The following is a 16964-nucleotide window of genomic DNA, read 5'->3' on the forward strand; positions in this document are numbered from 1 at the left end:
CTATTGTCCTGATTAGAAAATTGTCAATCCGCTTCGGCTGAAACTTTCTCAGGACGTGATGGCTCGGCAACAGTGCTCATTCCACGCAGCAGAATGGCGGCCAGGCCGGCTATTCCCGCAAGGAGCAGGAAGTAAGCAGCGGGATCGAACTTGCTCCACAAAGTCCCGATCAGCCCGGCGCTCAGGCTGCCGCTGAAGATAACCAGGAACCAGGAGGCAACGGTGGTCGCGCCCAGGTGCGGCGGTGCGAGCCGGGCGAACAGGCCCAGGCCGGTAGGCAAGATGAACAATTCCCCGAAGGTGAAGATCAGGAAGAAAAGCGCCAGCCAGGCCCAGCCGGCCAGGGCGGCCCCGCTCAAGAGCTCAACCCCGGCGAGAAGGAGGTAAGATGCGCCAACGATCAGCGCTCCCGTAGCCATTCGCCGGATCAACGATGCGCGCGTCTCAAGGTGGATATGGCGTCGCCAGTAAGCGAGCAGCGGCGGGGTCATGATCATGACGAACAGCGGGTTCAGCGACTGGAACCAGGTCATCGGAATCTCATAGGCGCCAGCGGCGCGATCGATCCCGCTGTCGGCCCACAACGCTACCGTATTACCGACCTGCTCATAGGCTGCGCGGAACACGGTTACGCAAAGACCGATGCCGAGCAGGACCAATATGGTGTGCCGGTCGAAGCCCGTGCGGGCGCCAGCCTCCGCGGCGTTCGGTTTCGGCTGTTCCACCGGCAGGTATTTCTGCCCCGAAAGATAGATCAACAGGCCCGCCACCATGCCGACGCCGGCGGCACCGAAACCATAATGCCAGCCATATAGCTCGCCCAGGGTCCCGCAGATCAATGGGGCGAGGAACCCGCCGATATTGATCCCGACATAATAGACGTTGAAGGCCCAGCCGCGCCGGGGGTCGTCACGCCGATAAAGGTCGCCGACCTGGCTGGGTAGGCTTGGCAGGAACAGGCCGTTGCCAATCGCAATCGCCGCCAGCGCCGCATAGAACAGCGGCTCGAACGCCATCATGAAATGGCCCAGGGCCATGACGCTGGCGCCGATAATCACCGCCTTGCGCTTGCCAAGATAGCGGTCGGCGATGACCCCGCCGATGATCGGCGTGAAATAAGCGCAGGCCGTGTAGGTCCCGTAGATGAAGGAGGATTGGGCCTGCCCTATCAGCAGCTGCTTGGTCATATAATAGACCAGCAGCGCCCTCATCCCATAGTAAGAGAATTGCTCCCACATATTGGTGAGAAACAGGACGGTAAGGCCACGCGGCTGGCCGAACCACGTGCGCTCGTCGGTCATGCAACCGCGACCTTGCCCGAACCCCAGACTTCCGGCCCGGCAGTGATGTTGCCATCCTTGTAGACCACGCTTGGAGTCCGGTCTTCGGCGAGGAAGGTCGGGCCGTCGAGATCGACGATGTCGCAGCCCTGGCCGAGGACGAACGCAGGTGCCATTGCAAGGCTCGAGCCGACCATATTGCCAACCATGACGCCGAGCCCGAGGCGGCGCGCCTCCGCTGCCATCAGCAGTCCTTCGGTAAGGCCGCCACACTTGTCGAGCTTGATGTTGACGACGTCGAAGCAACCGATCGCGCCAGGCAAATCTTCCAGGGTCAGCAGGCTCTCGTCGCCCGCGATGGGGACTGGAGATTTGTAGCCGTACAGATCCGATTCACGGCCGCGAGCGAGCGGCTGCTCAAGGAGCGAGACTTGCTGTTCCTCGAGGGCTGCGACCAGTTGGTCGAGCTGGTCGATGACGAAGCCCTGATTGCCATCGACGCCGAGCCACACGTCCGGACGTGCTGCGCGGATCGCCTCCACCCGGGCAATGTCCAGGTCCAGCTCGCCGGTCAGCTTGACCTTGATCGACCGTGCATCGGCGTATCGCCGAGCGCCCTCGGCCATGACCTCAGGCTCATCCGCGCCGAGGGTGAACGTCGTCCGAAGCGGCTGTGGGTCGGCTTGGCCCGCGAGCTGCCAAACCGGCTTTCCGGCTCTTGCGGCCTCCAGTTCCCACAGTGCGCAATCGACCGCGTTGCGGGCCCCGCCGGCTGGCATGATCGAGCGCAGCTCCTCCCTGGTGGGACCCGCCTCAATTGCCGACCGGACGGCACCGATCGAGTAAAGCATGTGGGCGACGTCATCACCGAGATAATAGACGCCGCCCCCTTCACCGCTGCCCCTCAGGTCGCCGTCCCGAAGTGTAACCACGACGACGTCCGAACCGGTGAAGACATGCCCCGAGATCCGAAACGGCTGAGCCAGCCGCAACGTCTCTACGCTTACATCCAACTCTAGGCGTGACATCAGTAGTTGGTGCCGAAGCCGACAAGGTGGAATGCGAATGCGACCCAGGCGATCACTGCCGCGGAGAGCAGCAGGGCGACGGCCCAGGCTTTGACGAACCAGCGCCGCTTCTCGAGGAACGCCTGACGCAGGTTCCAGCCCGCCAGCAAGAGCAGGCCAACGAACGCAATTGGGGTGAGCACCTGGACGGCGATCAGCAGCGGATCGAGCGGCCCGCCGAGCAGCGAGAGGCTTGAGAAGCCAACCGATACGAAGGTGACCCAGCCGGCCAGCGTGGCAAGCGACAACCACTGCCAGCCATGCCAGATCCGCTGCATGCGGAGGCGCTTGCCTTCATGGACATTGGCGACCTTGAACCGACGTCGTGCGATCGCTCCGGCCGGCCAGGAGAGTGCAGCCAGGAGCAGCAGGCCGAGCGATACATATAGCGACGGCGCCAGCCATGCCGGATTTTTGTACCAGGGCACCCGGTCGAACACCATGAACGGCGAGACCGTGTCGAAGCTCCAGCGCGTTACCTGGCCATTCTCGACCTTGGCCGCGAGCTTCTCGCCGCTGTCCAGGTCCTTCCAGACATAGGGCGAGATTTCTTCCCACCGGCGAGGCTTGTTGCCGGTGTTGGTGACCATCGGCGCGGACAGCTTGCCATTCTCATCAGGGCCGATTGCCACTGGGCCGATCAGGTCCAGGATATGGAGAAATTTGGAGCGAATGCCGCGGCTGTTGAAATAATTGCCGGCCATCTGCTGAACATGCTTTTTCGCGGTTGCCTCATCGACCTTGGCGGTAACCGGCTGGGCGGCGAAATAACGGTTGCCGAACTCGTCGAAGAGACGCTCGCGCAGTGCACGCGGGGCGCCCTCGCCACCGGCGCTGTTGACCGAGACGAACAGGCCCACATTGTCGTCGATGAATAGCGTCAGGTCGGAGTGGAACAGGCTGGTGTCGCCGCCATGAGCAAGGCCGCGATGGCCATTGATGCCCTGCTCGTAAAAGCCGAGCGCCATGCGATTGAGGCCCGGGATCACGTCGTAGCGATACTCGTGCATCAACTTGGCGGTTTCGGGCTTCAGCAGGCCGGCGCCATTGTTCAGGTGAGCGATCATGAACTTGCCCATGTCGGCGCCGGATGCCGACAGGCTTCCGGCAGGCGCGGGATCCACGATCTCGAACCGCTCGGCCTTCGGTGCCGACGCGCCCTTGTAGCCCTGTGCCATGAACGGCTGCAGATTCTTGGGCAGCGGCTGCCGGAAGCTCGCATGCTGCATGTTGAGAGGCTTGAAGATGTGCTGATCGACATAATCGTCGAACGATTGTCCCGATTGGCGCTCGACGATGTAACCGGCCAGGGCAGTCGCATAGTTGGAATAGGCCGGGGTCGTGCCCGCATCGAACACGCGGTTCGGCAGGCTCACCCTCACAAACTTGTCCAGCGGAACGACGGGAACTGTATCATCGTGGATCAGGTGCCGTACCGTTTCCTCGAAACCGGCCGTATGCGTCATGATGTTGCGCATCGTGATCGGCTTGCCGTTACGCTCCGGAATCTTGAAGTCGAGGTAGGTGTTGACGTCCTTGTCGAGGTCGATCTTGCCCTGCTCCACCAATTGCATGACCGCAGTCCAGGTGAAGAGCTTAGATATCGAGCCAGGACGGAACAGCGTGGTCTCCGGCGACACCGGCGTGCGCTTTTCGACGTTTGAGAAGCCATAGCCCCGCTCGGTCAGTACCTGGCCGTCCTTCACGACCACGACCACCGCGCCGGCAATATCGCCGCGCGCGATCGCGTAAGGCATGTAACCGTCGAGCCAGGCATCGACATCGGTCTTGTTGAGCTCATGAGTCCCGCCCAACGCCGGTAATGCAGGAGTCGCGCCGGGCGCTGCCGACGATGCCAACGGGTTGCCGACGGTCGTAACGGGACCAAGCTTGACGGCCTGCTGCGCAACCGCGGTTCCGGCGACGATCGCCGCCAATCCAAATGCTATTCCGCGCCATTTCTTCATGGCTTTTACCTCCCCTAATCGCCGGGATTGCCCCGGCCCGCGCCAGCCAATAAGGTTGATACTATTGTTCTGATTGGGACACTGTTATCCTGATTAGAAAATTCGTCAACTGCAAAGGAGTCCAATTTCATGGCCTCGGAAGTTCCAACCTTGGGCGCACTGTTGCGCGGTGTGCGCAACCGCGAAGATTGGACCCTCAAGCAGATGAGCGAGAAGAGCGGCATCCCGGTATCGACCCTTTCCAAGGTCGAGCATGACCGGCTGACCCTGACCTATGACAAGCTCTATCAGGTAGCTCAGCGGCTTGGACTGCGTATGTCGGAGCTGTTCGCCGAATCGAGTGAGGAGGCACCGGCAGCGATCACGGCGCGCCGGAGCCTCTGCGATATCGACCATGCGGTTCGCGTCGAGACCAACAACTATGATTATTATTTCCTGTGTACCGACCTTCGACGGAAACGGATGATCCCGGTCATCTCAAAAATCCGCGCGAAAACGTCGAAAGAGTTCGGCGACCTGGTCCATCACGCAGGCGAGGAATTCGTCTACGTCCTGAGCGGCCGCGTCACCGTCAACACCGAACATTATGACGCGGTGACCCTGGAAGTCGGTCAATCCATCTATTTCGATTCCAGCATGGGCCACGCTTATCTCGCGGCCGAGGGATGCGACGAGGCGACCGTGCTCGCGGTGATGTCCAGCGCCGACGAAGAGTTGATGCAGTCCCTGATGACGATGCACGACGGGTCGGGCAACGAAGGGATTTAGAGTCGGTGGGGCCAGTTCCTGGATTCTTTGACCTCAGGCAGCTGGCGCATGCTCCCGCCCGCGAACTGCATAATGGCGGCTGGGTCGAATATGCCGAAAAGCCTTCTCGCGCCGAGAATATCTCGGCCAGCCTGGGAGAGTTGAGCGGGGCCAAGGATTTCGGCCTGGAACCGCTACTGGCCGTTCACGACCCGGCCTATATCGACTTCCTCCGTTTGGCTTACACCGATTGGCGCGCCTCAGGGCGTGAGGGTGATGCAATTGGCTACACCTGGCCCATTGCGCACCGCCGGGACTTGAGGCTCGACCGGATCGACGCCCGGTTGGGCCGCTACAGCTATGACGCGGCAACGCCGATTGCCGAAGGCACGTGGGATGCCGCCTATTGGAGCGCGCAAACCGCACTCACGGCACTAGCCGCAATAGTCGATGAGGGGAGGCGGACGAGCTTCGCCCTGTGCCGGCCGCCCGGCCATCATGCTGGCCGGGATTATTGCGGCGGCTATTGCTACCTCAACAACGCGGCAATTGCCGCGAGGCGGGCCCAGCAGAAAGGACTGCGGGTCGCCATCCTCGACATCGACTATCATCACGGCAACGGCACCCAGGACATCTTTCTCGAGGATCCGGATCTTTTGTTCGTATCGATCCATGCCGACCCGGTGAACGATTACCCCTTCTTCTGGGGACATGCGGACGAGCGCGGCGACGGCAAGGGCGAGGGCAAGACGATCAACCTGCCGCTGCCGCGCGGTACCGACATGAGTAGATATCGAGAGGCATTGGACATGGCCCTGCAAGCCGTCGGCGCGCATCGGCCGGACCTGCTGGTCCTGTCATTCGGGGCGGATACGTTCGAGGACGACCCGATATCCTTTTTCCGGCTTAGGGAAGGCGATTATCGAGAAATAGCCAGCCGCATTGCCGCCATCGACCTACCTACGCTGATCGTCATGGAAGGCGGCTATGCAATTGATGCCCTGGGCGCCAACGTATCGGCTCTGTTGTCGGGATTCGAAAGCGCGGCAATTTGAGCGCCGACCGCCCGCGCTTCTTACGAACGGCACTCTAGGGTCGACGAACGGCCGATATCGCACCGGCAATCGTGCTGGACGGCCTGTGGGAGGACCCTGTATTGCCCCCGCTCACTTCAGGAGTAATCGCGGAGCGGCGACACCGGATGTCATAATTCGGAAACATCGGTCACCTTCCTGCAAAAATCCTTCGACCCAAAGAAAGAATGAGTTCCGACGGGAATGCCCAAGCCGGCTTTAAAAATTGTAATCGCGTCAGCCGGAGCATTGATGCTCGCGGCGTGCGGAGCCGCTGACTCGCAGGATGCCGCCAAGAAGGGCGCTCCCGTCCAGGTAGGCTATGTCGTCGTCCAACCTTCGTCGGTCCTCGTCCAGCAGGACTTGCCGGGGCGCGTCGCCGCCTATCAAATTTCGGAAGTCCGGCCGCAGGTTTCGGGGGTAGTCCTGCGTCGCCTGTTCACCCAGGGCGCAATGGTCCGCCAGGGCCAACCGCTCTACGAAATCGATCCGCGCATCTATCAGACGGCAGTCGCGCAGGCGCAGGCCAACCTCAACAGCGCGCGCGCCAGCGCCCAGGCGGCAACTGCGCGCGAAGAGCGTTATCGCCCGCTCGCCAAGAGCCAATTCGTCTCGCGCCAGGCGTATGACGACGTCCTCGCTCAGTCCCGGCAAACCAGGGCGGCCGTGGCGCAGAACGAGGCGGCGTTGCAGGAAGCGCGGATCAACCTTCGCTTCACCCGCGTGCCGGCGCCGATCAGCGGGCGCGTCGGGGCATCCAATGTGACCGAAGGAGCGCTGGTTACCGCTAGTCAGACCGACGCGCTGACTACCATCACCAGGCTCGATCCGATCTATGTCGACATCCAGCAGTCGGCGCCCGAATTGCTGTCTTTGCGCCGCGACCTGGCGCGCGGGGGATCCGTACCGACCGCTGCACAGGTCCGGCTGACGCTGCCTGATGGTAGCGACTACGGCTATACGGGTACGGTCCAGTTCACCGAAGTCGTGGTCAATCCGGACACCGGGTCGGTCACGCTGCGCGCCGAGTTCCCCAATGCACAGTCAATTCTGTTGCCGGGCATGTTCGTCCGGGCAAGGTTCGCCCAATCGATCAGCCGGACGGCCTATCTGGTGCCACAGCAAGCCATTTCACGCGATGCCAGAGGCAATGCCGCGCTGTGGGTGGTTGGGCCGGGCAACAGTGCCGTTCAGCGCACTGTGATTGCCGACCGGACGGACGGGACCAACTGGGTTGTCACGCAAGGCCTTGCGACCGGTGAAAAAGTTATCACTCAGGGTATCGGCAAGCTGAAGGAAGGGGCCAAGATCAAGCCCGTTCCGGCAGCCTCGCCGCAGCGCGCCAGCCCGCCGGCCCGCCCCGACGCTGCGGCTCGCTGATCAACCATGTCAAAGCTGTTCATCGATCGCCCGATATTCGCTTGGGTGATCGCGATTATCATCATGCTGGTCGGAATTGGGTCGATCACCAAGCTGCCGATCGCCCAGTATCCCGATGTCGCACCCCCGCAGGTCAACATCCGCGCCACCTATCCCGGCGCCTCGGCGCAGACACTGCAGGACAGCGTGACGCAAGTGCTGGAGCAATCGCTGACCGGGCTCGACGGGCTGCTCTATTTTCAATCATCGTCGAGCTCGCGCGGCCAGGCGACGATCAACGTCACCTTCGAAAAGGGAACCGATCCCGATATCGCCCAGGTGCAGGTCCAGAACGCGGTCCAGACTGCACTGTCCCGACTTCCTCAGCAGGTCCAGCAACAAGGCCTGCGCGTTACCAAGGCGTCAAACGACTTCCTGCTGATCATCGGCGTTTACGATGATTCCGGACGAACGACCGACATGGATGTGTCGGACTGGCTGTCGAGCAACATGCAGGACCCGATTTCCCGAATCACCGGAGTCGGCGACGTCAATGTGTTCGGCGCGCCCTACGCGATGCGCATTTGGCTCGATCCCGCCAAACTGCGATCCTATTCGCTGAACCCGGCTGACATACTCAGCGCAATCAGCGCGCAGAATGTCGAGGTCGCGGCCGGAGAAGTGGGCGGCACTCCGTCGAGCCCGGGGCAAATGCTCAACGCGACCGTCACTGCTTCGTCCCGCTTCCAGAACGTCGATCAGTTCCGCAACATCATCGTCAAGGCCGATGCTAGCGGCGCGAGAGTTGCATTGTCGGATGTGGCGCGCGTTGAGCTGGGCGCCGAAAACTATAATTCGGACCGCCGCCTCAACGGCAAGCCCGGCGCGGGAATTGCCATCTTCCTGGCACCCGGCGCCGATGCGCTTGAAACCGCGGAGCTGGTCAAAGCCAAAGTTGAGCAAATCTCTGCCGGCTTCCCGCCCGGTTACCGCTTTGCCTACGCCTACGACACCACCGATTTCATCAAGCTGTCGATAGACGAAGTCGTGAAGACGCTGGTCGAAGCGATGATCCTGGTACTGGTCGTGATGTTCGTGTTCCTGCAAAGCTGGCGAGCGACGCTCGTTCCGGCGATTGCCATTCCAGTCGTCCTGCTCGGCACCTTCGGAATCCTCTACGCACTCGATTTTTCGATCAACACCATGACGCTGTTCGGATTGGTCCTGGCCGTCGGGCTGCTGGTCGATGATGCGATCGTGGTGGTCGAAAATGTCGAACGCATCCTCGAGGAAAATCCGGATCTCACGCCGCGCGAGGCAACGATTTTGTCGATGAGCCAGATCCAAATGGCGCTGGTCGCGATCGCTTTGATCCTGTCGGCGGTATTCCTGCCAATGGTTTTCTTCGGCGGCTCGACCGGGGTTATTTACCGGCAATTCTCGGCGACGATCGTTTCCGCCATGGTCCTTTCGGTGTTCGTCGCGATGACCCTGAGCCCGGCGATTGCCGCGGCGGTCCTCCGGCGCAAGCATGTCGATCCACGCGACACCGGTTTCGGCCGACGGTTCCCCCGGGCAGCGGCCGGGATTTCCATCGCCCGCGACCGATTCAACAGCGGCTTCGACAGTCTGCGCGACTGGTATGTGCGAACGGTGACCTTCGTGGTTGACCGCAAGTGGCGGTTTCTCGGCGGCTATGCGGTCGTCTGTGTCGTCCTGGCCGTAATGTTCTTCCGCCTGCCGACCGGCTTCCTGCCGAGCGAGGACCAGGGAGCGATGCAGATCCAGTTCCGGCTTCCGGCCGGCGCAACGCTGGAGCGCACCAAGGAAATGCAGCTGGCGGTCGAAGATTATCTGATGCGCGGGCCGGACAAGGATAATTTCAAGACCTACTTCATCGTCGCCGGCGGCGGCCAGGGCGCGACCGGCCAGAATGCCGGCCAGTCGTTCATCAACCTGGCGCCATTCGACCAGCGTGAGGGCAAGGAAAATAACGCCGACGCACTGGTGCAACGGGCGAAGGACGCGTTCAACGGTTACCGGGATGCTCAGGTCTTTGCCCTGATTCCCCCGGCCATTCGCGGGCTCGGCCAATCCGGCGGCTTCAACTTGCAGCTGCAAAACAGCAGCGGCATGAGCATGGCGGATTTCGAGGCAGCCCGAGACCGGCTGCTGGACCTGGCGGCGGAAGATCCGGACCTGCAGCAAGTGCGCTTGTCCGAACTGCCCGACGTTTCGACCCTCAAGGTCAATATGAACCAGGAGCGGATTTCGGCGCTCGGTCTCAGCACCGCGGACGTCAACAGCACCCTGTCGACCGCCTGGGGCGGTCGCTACGTCAATGATTTCATCGACCGTGGACGGGTCAAGCGCGTCTATGTCCAGGGCGACGCGCCGTTCAGGTCGAAACCCGAGGACATCGACCAATGGTCGGTCCGCAACAGCCGCGGCGAGATGGTGCCCTTTACCTCATTCGCTCAAACCGGCTGGTCGACGGCGCCCGTCAGCCTGTCGCGCTTCCTCGGCATCCAGTCCTATGAATTCCAGGGCCAGCCGGCGCCCGGCAAGAGCAGCGGCGATGCAATGAAGGCAATCGAACGGCTGGCCGCCCAAATCCCCGGGGTCGGCGTCGCTTGGTCAGGCCAGTCCTACGAGGAGCGGCTGTCGTCGGGTCAGGCGCCATTGCTTTACGCCATTTCGCTGCTGGTCGTGTTTCTTTGCCTGGCCGCCCTTTACGAAAGCTGGTCGATCCCGTTGGCGGTCATATTGGTCATTCCGCTGGGATTGGTCGGGGCGATCTTCGCGGTCACCCTCCGCGGGCTCCAGAACGATGTTTATTTGCAGATCGGGCTGCTGACAACGATGGGGCTGGCCTCCAAGAATGCGATCCTGATGGTCGAGTTCGCCGACCGCGCCGAGCGGCAGGGCAAGCGTATCATCGATGCCGCGTTGGAGGCTGCGCGAATCCGGCTGCGCCCGATCCTGATGACCAGCTTCGCTTTCATCTTTGGCGTATTGCCTTTGGCGCTGTCGACCGGCGCCGGCGCCAACAGCCGTATTGCAATCGGGACGTCGGTGATCGGCGGCATGCTGACCGCGACCTTGCTGGCGATATTCTACATTCCGATGTTCTTCGTGCTCGTCCGACGCGGCGTGCGCGACGGGCTCGGAGCGCTAAGTAAACGGCGTGCCAAGCGCCGCGAGGCGACCGCTTAGTCCGGGCTGCCCTTGTCGGCCAGATAATGCATCAGCTGGGCCAAGGTCGCCTCCATCTGGTCCTGCATCTGACTGATCAACTCATTCTCGCGCATATGCTCATGGTCGAGCGGCTTGGAGTAGCTATCGGAAAAGGCATGCAGATCTTCAGCGTCGAACACGCCCTTGGCGACGAGACGGGCAAGAATCACGAGCAGGCCGTTTGTGTTGGCAATGTTGCCGGCGACCAACGCCTCATCGACCATGGTCAGCGACTGATCTTCATCGTCTTCGATAATATCTTCGGTCATCGATCCAATGTGGCAGCTTCTGCCGGGCATGCAAGCGGGCCCAGCACCGACCATTTGGCCAATTTATCGGCGAAGGCGATCGTATAGGCCGGGCTTGAAGACGGAAGTTCGACGGTCTCGAGCCCGCTTAGGCCGGCCAGCGCCACCCTGCCCAGCCGTGCCGCAGTCTTGCCGTTGAATGCCACAGCGCGAAGCCGCGGATGGGTCGCAACATATTCCGCGAGCCGGTTAGGCGTGGCTCCCCGGATTGCGCCATCGAGGCTGCCGTGGCGTCGTGCCTCGCCGACCACATCCCATAGGGCGATCCCCCTGGCGCTCAACCGGGAAAGGCGATCCTCATAGGGCGCAAACGCCAGTTCTTCTTCAATGGCGCTGCCTAGCAATCGCCAGAATTGATTTTGCGGATGTGCATAATAGCGCTGGGCTCGCAGTGACGCGTCACCTGGCAGACTGCCAAGGATCAGCAGCAGCGCATCGCGGGCGCCGACCGGTGCCATGGAACGCTTTAAGCTAATCTCCAACCTCCAGCAGTTGCGATGGATACTTCCCAACCGCTAAGGGCTTGCCGAATGAGGCCCGAAGAACTCCGCATCGCCCTGTTCTCGGGCAATTATAATTATGTCCGCGATGGCGCCAACCAGGCACTGAACCGGCTGGTCGAGTATCTGTTGCGCCAGGGCGCGCAGGTCCGGGTCTATTCGCCGATCGTCAAGCGCCCGGCATTTCCGGCGACCGGCGAGATGGTCAACATCAAGGCGTTCAAGGTTCCCGGGCGCGAAGAATATCGGATCCCGTACAAATTGCCTCGATCGGCGCGGCGGGACCTGGAAGCGTTCGCGCCGAATGTCGTCCATGTGGCAAGTCCCGATTTTGTCGCGCACCGGGCGATCAGCTGGGCGCGCCGGGGCAAGGTTCCCGTGGTCGCATCGGTCCACACGCGCTTCGATACCTACCTGCAATACTATAACCTGAAATGGCTGGAGCCGGTTGCTCGCGCTATAATGCGCCGCTTCTACCGGCGCTGTGACGCGATCGTCGTTCCGGCCGAATCCACCGCGGCAATCATGCGCGCACAGCGGATGAACAAGGATATCTCGATTTGGTCGCGCGGCGTTGATCGGGCGCAGTTCAATCCCGAACGCCGCAGCCTGGAGTGGCGCCGCGCCCATGGCATCGGCGATGACGAAATGGTCGTCTCATTTCTTGGCCGACTAGTGCTTGAGAAAGGACTCGACGTATTTGCCGATGCGGTCGACGCCGCTCGCGCCAAGGGAGTGCCGCTCAGAGTTGTCGCGATTGGCACCGGACCCGCCCACGATTACTTCGAGGAACGGCTGCCGGATGCGATCTTCACCGGTCAGCTGACAGGCGACGAGTTGGCGATGGCGTTCGCTTCGACCGACGTCTTTCTCAATCCCTCAATCACCGAAACCTTCGGCAACGTCACCCTGGAGGCAATGGCGTCCGGTTTGCCGGTCATGGCGGCGGCCGCGTCGGGGACTACCAGCCTGGTCCAGGACAACATTACCGGCCGGCTGGCGGAACCGGGCGATATCGATGCCATGGCCAACGAGCTGGCCGACTATCAACGCAACCCGGAATTACGGGCGAGACACGGCGCGGCCGGCCTTGAGTTCGCAAAGACCATGGACTGGGACGCGATCAATGCGGCCGTGATGCACGTTTACGAACGTGTCATCGAACGGCGGTGCCACCTCAATCGTCGTCTGGGTCTTCAGGCTTTGCGTCCTTGACTCGCTCGATCCGCTGGGCAGCCTCATCAAGGATGTCGACTACCTCTTCCAGCAGGTCTTCGTTCCAGCCCTCGTGAGCAATGCGGTTGCGGAGCGCCGTCATCAAATTGCCGATAGCCCGCCCAATCTCAGGTCGATGCCCGCGGCGGCGATGATGTCCGTGGCCTTCAAGCCGTTCGATCAGCTCGTCCACCTCATCTGAATTCTCATCCAGATGGGCACGGCCGTCGCTGGTCACTTCATAGACCTTCTTGGTGTTCTTCGACTTTGTCTCCGCGATCAGGCCCATGTCCTCAAGCATGGTGAGGGTCGGGTAGACGATGCCGGGACTGGGCGCATAGTCGCCGCCGGTCATTTCCTCGATTGCCTTGATCAGCTCATATCCATGGCGCGGCTGGTCGGCGATCAGCTTCAACAGCACGAGCCGAAGCTCGCCGCCCTCGAACATCCGCTTGCCTGCCCGGCCGCGGCGACCGCCGCCCCAGCTGCCTCGCCCGCCGCCATTGTCGAAATCAAAGTCGAAGTCGAACGGCCCGAAGCGGAACGAGCGGCTCTTGCTCATTGCCCGCCGAATATGCCGGCCTGCGTCGTCGCAGTCGTAATGGAAATGCATCTAATCCTCCTCGTGATAGTTCTAAGATATATCTTAGATGCATCGCGTCAAGGATGGATGCAACTTTCTGCGAAGGCGCTTATTCCAGCGACCAATGGCCGACCTGTTTGCCGATGAATTGCCGCCAGGGACGGCGCCCCGCGAGACTTCGCTGCATGCGCCGCTAGCGGACCGGCTGCGGCCGAGCTCTCTCGACGAGGTTGTGGGACAGGCGCATCTGACCGGGCCGGAGGGGGCGATTGGTCGAATGGTGGCGGCGGGCAAGCTAGGCTCAATGATCCTTTGGGGACCGCCAGGCACCGGCAAGACCAGCATCGCCCGGCTCCTGGCTGAAGCGGTCGGACTGAGGTTTGTCGCGCTGTCCGCGGTCTTTTCCGGCGTTGCCGACCTCAAGAAAGTTTTCGCCGAGGCGAAGGTCGCCGTGAAGGCGGGACAGAGGACTTTACTGTTCGTTGACGAGATCCATCGTTTCAACCGGTCCCAGCAGGACGGCTTCCTCCCTTATGTCGAGGACGGCACGATCACGTTGGTCGGAGCCACTACGGAAAATCCCAGTTTCGAGCTCAATGCCGCGCTGCTGTCGCGTTGCCAGGTGCTGATCCTTCACCGGCTCGACAGCGAGGCGCTGAAGCAGCTGCTCGAGCGAGCCGAGGAACTGGAGGGCAAGCCTCTGCCACTGACGCCGGAAACGAAGGACGCGCTGGTTGCAAGCGCGGACGGCGATGGCCGCTTCCTGCTCAACCAGGCCGAGACGCTGTTCGACGTGGGGCTGCAGGAGCCGCTCGACCCGGCCGGGCTGGCCAGCTTCCTGCAGCGCCGGGTTGCCGTTTACGACAAGGACCGCGAGGGCCATTACAATCTCATTTCGGCGCTACATAAGTCGATCCGCGGCTCGGATCCCCAAGCATCGCTTTATTATCTGGCGCGCATGCTGGTGGCGGGCGAAGAACCGCTGTTCCTGTTGCGCCGGCTGATCCGGGCGGCGGTCGAGGATATCGGAATGGCCGATCCCAACGCTCTTGTGCAATGCATTGCCGCCAAGGACGCCTACGATTTTCTCGGTTCGCCTGAAGGCGAGTTGGCGATTGTCCAAGCTTGCCTCTATCTCGCCACCGCTCCCAAATCGAATGCCGGTTACAAGGCCCAAGGGGCCGCGTGGCGATCGGCCATGGAAACGGGTTCACTGATGCCGCCCAAGAATATTCTGAATGCCCCGACCAAGCTGATGAAGCAGGTCGGGTACGGCAGCGGCTACGAATATGACCACAATGCCGAGGAAGGTTTTTCTGGAGCCGATTTTTGGCCCGAGGAAATGGACCCGCAGCAGTATTACGTGCCGACTGGCCGCGGCTTTGAGGCCAAGGTTGCCGAGCGGCTTGCCTATTGGGAAGAAATGCGCCGAGAGAAGCAATCAAAGGACTCGGACAAGGGGAGCTAGATGTACCAGAGCACCGAACCCGCCCGTTATTGGCAGCAGCAATTGGTCGAATGGGGACCGAAGGTCCTGTTTGCCATCCTCATCCTGGTCGTCACCCATTTTGTCGCCAAGGCCGTGCAATGGGGCGTCGCCAAGGCGATCGACCGGGTGCCGGTGCTCAAGCGACACCCGGATGCGGGCGGCGACAGTATCGGCACGGAGCTTGGGCGGCTGGCCTATTGGCTGGTGTGGCTGGTTGGCCTGATCGCGGCGTTGCAGCCGCTTGGCCTTTCGGGCGTATTGACCCCGGTCACGGCGATGACCAACGAAGTTTTCGCATTTTTGCCAAGGCTGCTGGGCGCGGGACTGTTCTTCTTCGCCGGACTGATTCTGGCCCGGATCGTGCGCCATGTGATCGAAGCGGCCCTCGGCGCGCTAAACCTGGAGCAGCTGGCAGGACGCGCTGGCCTGAAATTGGCCGATGCGCCTGTGGCGGTCGACAGCGACGGGGTAGCGAGCGACGGGGTGGCACCGGCGCGCAGCACCATCGCGCGGGCGGTCGGGATGACCGTGTCTGCTGTGATCATTATCTTCGCCGCGATCGGCGCGCTGCAAATTCTTCAGATATCCGCCATCGCCGAGCCCGCGACGAACATGTTGAACATTATCGCGCTCGCTATTCCGAAAGTATTGAACGCTCTCATCTGGCTGGCATTGGCATTCATCGTCGCGAAGTGGGTGAAGTCGCTTCTAGAGACAATCTTGCCGGGGCTCGGCTTCGACAATGCCGTACGCGCACTCGGTGTCATGCCATCTACCTCGGTGCCATCGAGAGTGGTCGGGGCAATTGCGATGACGGCCATATTGCTGGCGGCTTCCATCGAGGCAGCGCGGGCAATCGGCGGCGACAGCGTCGCGGCATTGTTGTTCCAAATCACCGAGCTCGGCGGCAAGGTGATATTCGGGACAGTGATCATCGTCGTTGGGATTTTCCTGGCTAGAATCCTTTCCAATTTGGTCGGAAGTTCGACGGGCGAAGCGGGCTATGCCCAGACGATCGTCAAATATGCCATCATTGCGTTGTTCACAGCCATCGGGCTGACTTTCATGGGCTTAGCCGATCAGATCGTGATGATTGCATTCGGCTTGATCCTTGGCTCGGCCGCTGTGGCCACTGCCCTTGCCTTTGGCCTGGGCGGGCGGGACTATGCAGCGCGTCTGCTGGAGGAGTGGCATGAGAGCACCGCCCCGCCGCCTGTGCGCCGCGCACCTCCGCCACGGCTCAAGAAGGCCCCAAGCGAGGACGACAGCCAGCCGCCCCTGGTGTGACCCGCTTCGCGGCGGCTGTCGCGATCGATTGGTCGGGCGCGAAGGGCAAGCGGCACAAGGGCATTGCGATCGCCGAGGCGCGCGAGGGCAGTGCTCCGCGGCTGGTCCGACCAGGCCATGTCTGGTCCAGAACCGAGGTGCTCGAATGGCTGCTGACGCGCGCAGCCAGGGAGCCGACACTATTTGGCTTCGATTTCAGCTTTGCGCCTCCCTTTGCCGAGTGCGGATCCTATTTACCCGGTGAAAGCGGCGTGCCCGACAATGCCCGCGACTTCTGGGCCTATGTCGACGCCCTTAGTCGAAGATCTAGGAGCCGCCTCTTTCCTGGAGGAGGTGCACCGTCGCCATTTCTATTTTGGAATCGCCGACGGCGTGAAAGCCGACTTTGTGCGATTTCGCATCTGCGATTCGCATTTGAATGCGATGGGTGGCCGCAAGACAGCGAGCGCGTTTGACGCCATCGGGGCGGCGCAGGTCGCCAAGGCCAGCTTCTCCGGAATGCGATTGCTGCACCGCCTGAATGGAAAGGTCGCCATCTGGCCGATGGACCCGCTGCCGACCAATGGCAGCGCGGTAGTCGAAATCTATACCCGCATTTACCTGCGTAACGCAGGCATGAGCGGTAAGAAATTGCGAACCCGGGTCGATCTCAACCGCGCGCTGGCCGGACTTGGAAGTAAACCAGTACGCCTAGGGTTCGAGCCCACTGACCATCAGACAGATGCCCTGGTAACTGCGGCAGGGATGCGGGCCCATCTTCAGAACCAGACCGCGTTCAATCCAGCCGGCATTACGTCGGACCTGGCACAAACCGAGGGCTGGACGTTCGGCATCGTCTGAAGCAAAGGGGCC

13 protein-coding genes and 1 pseudogene are annotated in these 16964 nt (G+C 61.7%); 8 read left to right on the plus strand and 6 right to left on the minus strand.

Translation table 11 applies throughout. The features are described from left to right. Positions 1 to 23: 23 nt before the first annotated feature. The 3 genes from LZ518_RS07655 to LZ518_RS07665 are packed head-to-tail and all read right to left on the minus strand — an operon-like array spanning position 24 to position 4314. The gene (locus LZ518_RS07655) at positions 24 to 1301 is read right to left on the minus strand and encodes a peptide MFS transporter (RefSeq protein WP_249915412.1); all 1278 of its coding nucleotides are present in this window, start codon (positions 1299 to 1301) and stop codon (positions 24 to 26) included. Further along, a complete protein-coding gene (locus LZ518_RS07660; protein WP_249915413.1) occupies positions 1298 to 2308 on the minus strand; it encodes a dipeptide epimerase in 1011 nt (336 codons plus the stop codon). The genes LZ518_RS07655 and LZ518_RS07660 overlap by 4 nt, the downstream gene beginning before the upstream one ends. Continuing rightward, positions 2308 to 4314: a serine hydrolase domain-containing protein gene (locus tag LZ518_RS07665; RefSeq protein WP_249915414.1), complete on the minus strand. Its 2007-nt coding sequence runs from the start codon at positions 4312 to 4314 to the stop codon at positions 2308 to 2310. Before LZ518_RS07665 ends, LZ518_RS07660 begins: the two co-directional genes overlap by 1 nt. Positions 4315 to 4443: 129 nt before the next feature. Between LZ518_RS07665 and LZ518_RS07670 the strand changes: the two genes are divergently transcribed. From LZ518_RS07670 to LZ518_RS07685, 4 genes are all read left to right on the plus strand, one after another. Beyond that, positions 4444 to 5082, plus strand: coding sequence for a helix-turn-helix domain-containing protein (locus LZ518_RS07670; protein WP_249915415.1), 639 nt, complete (start codon positions 4444 to 4446; stop codon positions 5080 to 5082). 5 nt (positions 5083 to 5087) lie between these two features. After that, the gene (locus LZ518_RS07675; RefSeq protein ID WP_249915416.1) at positions 5088 to 6116 is read left to right on the plus strand and encodes a histone deacetylase family protein; all 1029 of its coding nucleotides are present in this window, start codon (positions 5088 to 5090) and stop codon (positions 6114 to 6116) included. Positions 6117 to 6386: 270 nt separating this feature from the next. Continuing rightward, positions 6387 to 7514 carry an efflux RND transporter periplasmic adaptor subunit gene (locus tag LZ518_RS07680; protein WP_249915417.1) on the plus strand — a complete coding sequence of 376 codons (1128 nt, stop codon included), beginning with the start codon at positions 6387 to 6389 and terminating at the stop codon, positions 7512 to 7514. A gap of 6 nt (positions 7515 to 7520) precedes the next feature. After that, complete coding sequence (locus tag LZ518_RS07685; protein ID WP_249915418.1) at positions 7521 to 10709, plus strand: efflux RND transporter permease subunit; 3189 nt, start codon at positions 7521 to 7523, stop codon at positions 10707 to 10709. On the opposite strand, the gene LZ518_RS07690 is transcribed toward LZ518_RS07685, so the two are convergent. Both LZ518_RS07690 and LZ518_RS07695 read right to left on the minus strand, forming a co-directional pair. Next, the gene (locus LZ518_RS07690) at positions 10706 to 10999 is read right to left on the minus strand and encodes a hypothetical protein (protein ID WP_249915419.1); all 294 of its coding nucleotides are present in this window, start codon (positions 10997 to 10999) and stop codon (positions 10706 to 10708) included. The two genes, LZ518_RS07685 and LZ518_RS07690, sit on opposite strands and share 4 nt — an antisense overlap. After that, positions 10996 to 11496, minus strand: coding sequence for a DNA-deoxyinosine glycosylase (locus tag LZ518_RS07695; protein WP_249915420.1), 501 nt, complete (start codon positions 11494 to 11496; stop codon positions 10996 to 10998). Before LZ518_RS07695 ends, LZ518_RS07690 begins: the two co-directional genes overlap by 4 nt. Positions 11497 to 11568: 72 nt before the next feature. Here LZ518_RS07695 and LZ518_RS07700 point away from each other — a divergent pair, with 72 nt between their 5' ends. Beyond that, entirely contained in the window at positions 11569 to 12753 is a 1185-nt protein-coding gene (locus LZ518_RS07700) for a glycosyltransferase family 4 protein (protein WP_249915421.1), read from the plus strand. Here the strand turns inward: LZ518_RS07700 and LZ518_RS07705 are convergent. Then, the gene (locus tag LZ518_RS07705) at positions 12716 to 13366 is read right to left on the minus strand and encodes a PadR family transcriptional regulator (protein ID WP_249915422.1); all 651 of its coding nucleotides are present in this window, start codon (positions 13364 to 13366) and stop codon (positions 12716 to 12718) included. The genes LZ518_RS07700 and LZ518_RS07705 overlap by 38 nt on opposite strands. 94 nt (positions 13367 to 13460) lie before the next feature. On the opposite strand from LZ518_RS07705, the gene LZ518_RS07710 reads away from it, so the two are divergent. The 3 genes and pseudogenes from LZ518_RS07710 to LZ518_RS07720 all read left to right on the plus strand — a co-directional run bounded on the left by LZ518_RS07710 (position 13461) and on the right by LZ518_RS07720 (position 16952). Beyond that, the gene (locus LZ518_RS07710; RefSeq protein ID WP_249915423.1) at positions 13461 to 14804 is read left to right on the plus strand and encodes a replication-associated recombination protein A; all 1344 of its coding nucleotides are present in this window, start codon (positions 13461 to 13463) and stop codon (positions 14802 to 14804) included. Beyond that, on the plus strand, positions 14805 to 16112 hold the full coding sequence (locus LZ518_RS07715) for a mechanosensitive ion channel (protein WP_249915424.1): 1308 nt from the start codon (positions 14805 to 14807) through the stop codon (positions 16110 to 16112). Beyond that, positions 16109 to 16952 (plus strand): annotated as a pseudogene (locus LZ518_RS07720) (hypothetical protein). The gene LZ518_RS07715 and the pseudogene LZ518_RS07720 overlap by 4 nt, the downstream one beginning before the upstream one ends. Positions 16953 to 16964: the final 12 nt, after the last annotated feature.

This window comes from Sphingomonas brevis (genome assembly GCF_023516505.1).
Taxonomy (GTDB): Bacteria; Pseudomonadota; Alphaproteobacteria; order Sphingomonadales; family Sphingomonadaceae; genus Sphingomicrobium; species Sphingomicrobium breve.

What these genes read in the sequence shown, in the direction of transcription:
- LZ518_RS07655 (WP_249915412.1), bottom strand. Translation starts at nt 1,301, where the DNA reads ATGACCGACGAGCGCACGTGGTTCGGCCAGCCGCGTGGCCTTACCGTC.
- LZ518_RS07685 (WP_249915418.1), top strand. Translation starts at nt 7,521, where the DNA reads ATGTCAAAGCTGTTCATCGATCGCCCGATATTCGCTTGGGTGATCGCG.
- LZ518_RS07715 (WP_249915424.1), top strand. Translation starts at nt 14,805, where the DNA reads ATGTACCAGAGCACCGAACCCGCCCGTTATTGGCAGCAGCAATTGGTC.
- LZ518_RS07660 (WP_249915413.1), bottom strand. Translation starts at nt 2,308, where the DNA reads ATGTCACGCCTAGAGTTGGATGTAAGCGTAGAGACGTTGCGGCTGGCT.
- LZ518_RS07705 (WP_249915422.1), bottom strand. Translation starts at nt 13,366, where the DNA reads ATGCATTTCCATTACGACTGCGACGACGCAGGCCGGCATATTCGGCGG.
- LZ518_RS07690 (WP_249915419.1), bottom strand. Translation starts at nt 10,999, where the DNA reads ATGACCGAAGATATTATCGAAGACGATGAAGATCAGTCGCTGACCATG.
- LZ518_RS07665 (WP_249915414.1), bottom strand. Translation starts at nt 4,314, where the DNA reads ATGAAGAAATGGCGCGGAATAGCATTTGGATTGGCGGCGATCGTCGCC.
- LZ518_RS07695 (WP_249915420.1), bottom strand. Translation starts at nt 11,496, where the DNA reads ATGGCACCGGTCGGCGCCCGCGATGCGCTGCTGCTGATCCTTGGCAGT.
- LZ518_RS07670 (WP_249915415.1), top strand. Translation starts at nt 4,444, where the DNA reads ATGGCCTCGGAAGTTCCAACCTTGGGCGCACTGTTGCGCGGTGTGCGC.
- LZ518_RS07700 (WP_249915421.1), top strand. Translation starts at nt 11,569, where the DNA reads ATGAGGCCCGAAGAACTCCGCATCGCCCTGTTCTCGGGCAATTATAAT.
- LZ518_RS07710 (WP_249915423.1), top strand. Translation starts at nt 13,461, where the DNA reads ATGGCCGACCTGTTTGCCGATGAATTGCCGCCAGGGACGGCGCCCCGC.
- LZ518_RS07680 (WP_249915417.1), top strand. Translation starts at nt 6,387, where the DNA reads ATGCTCGCGGCGTGCGGAGCCGCTGACTCGCAGGATGCCGCCAAGAAG.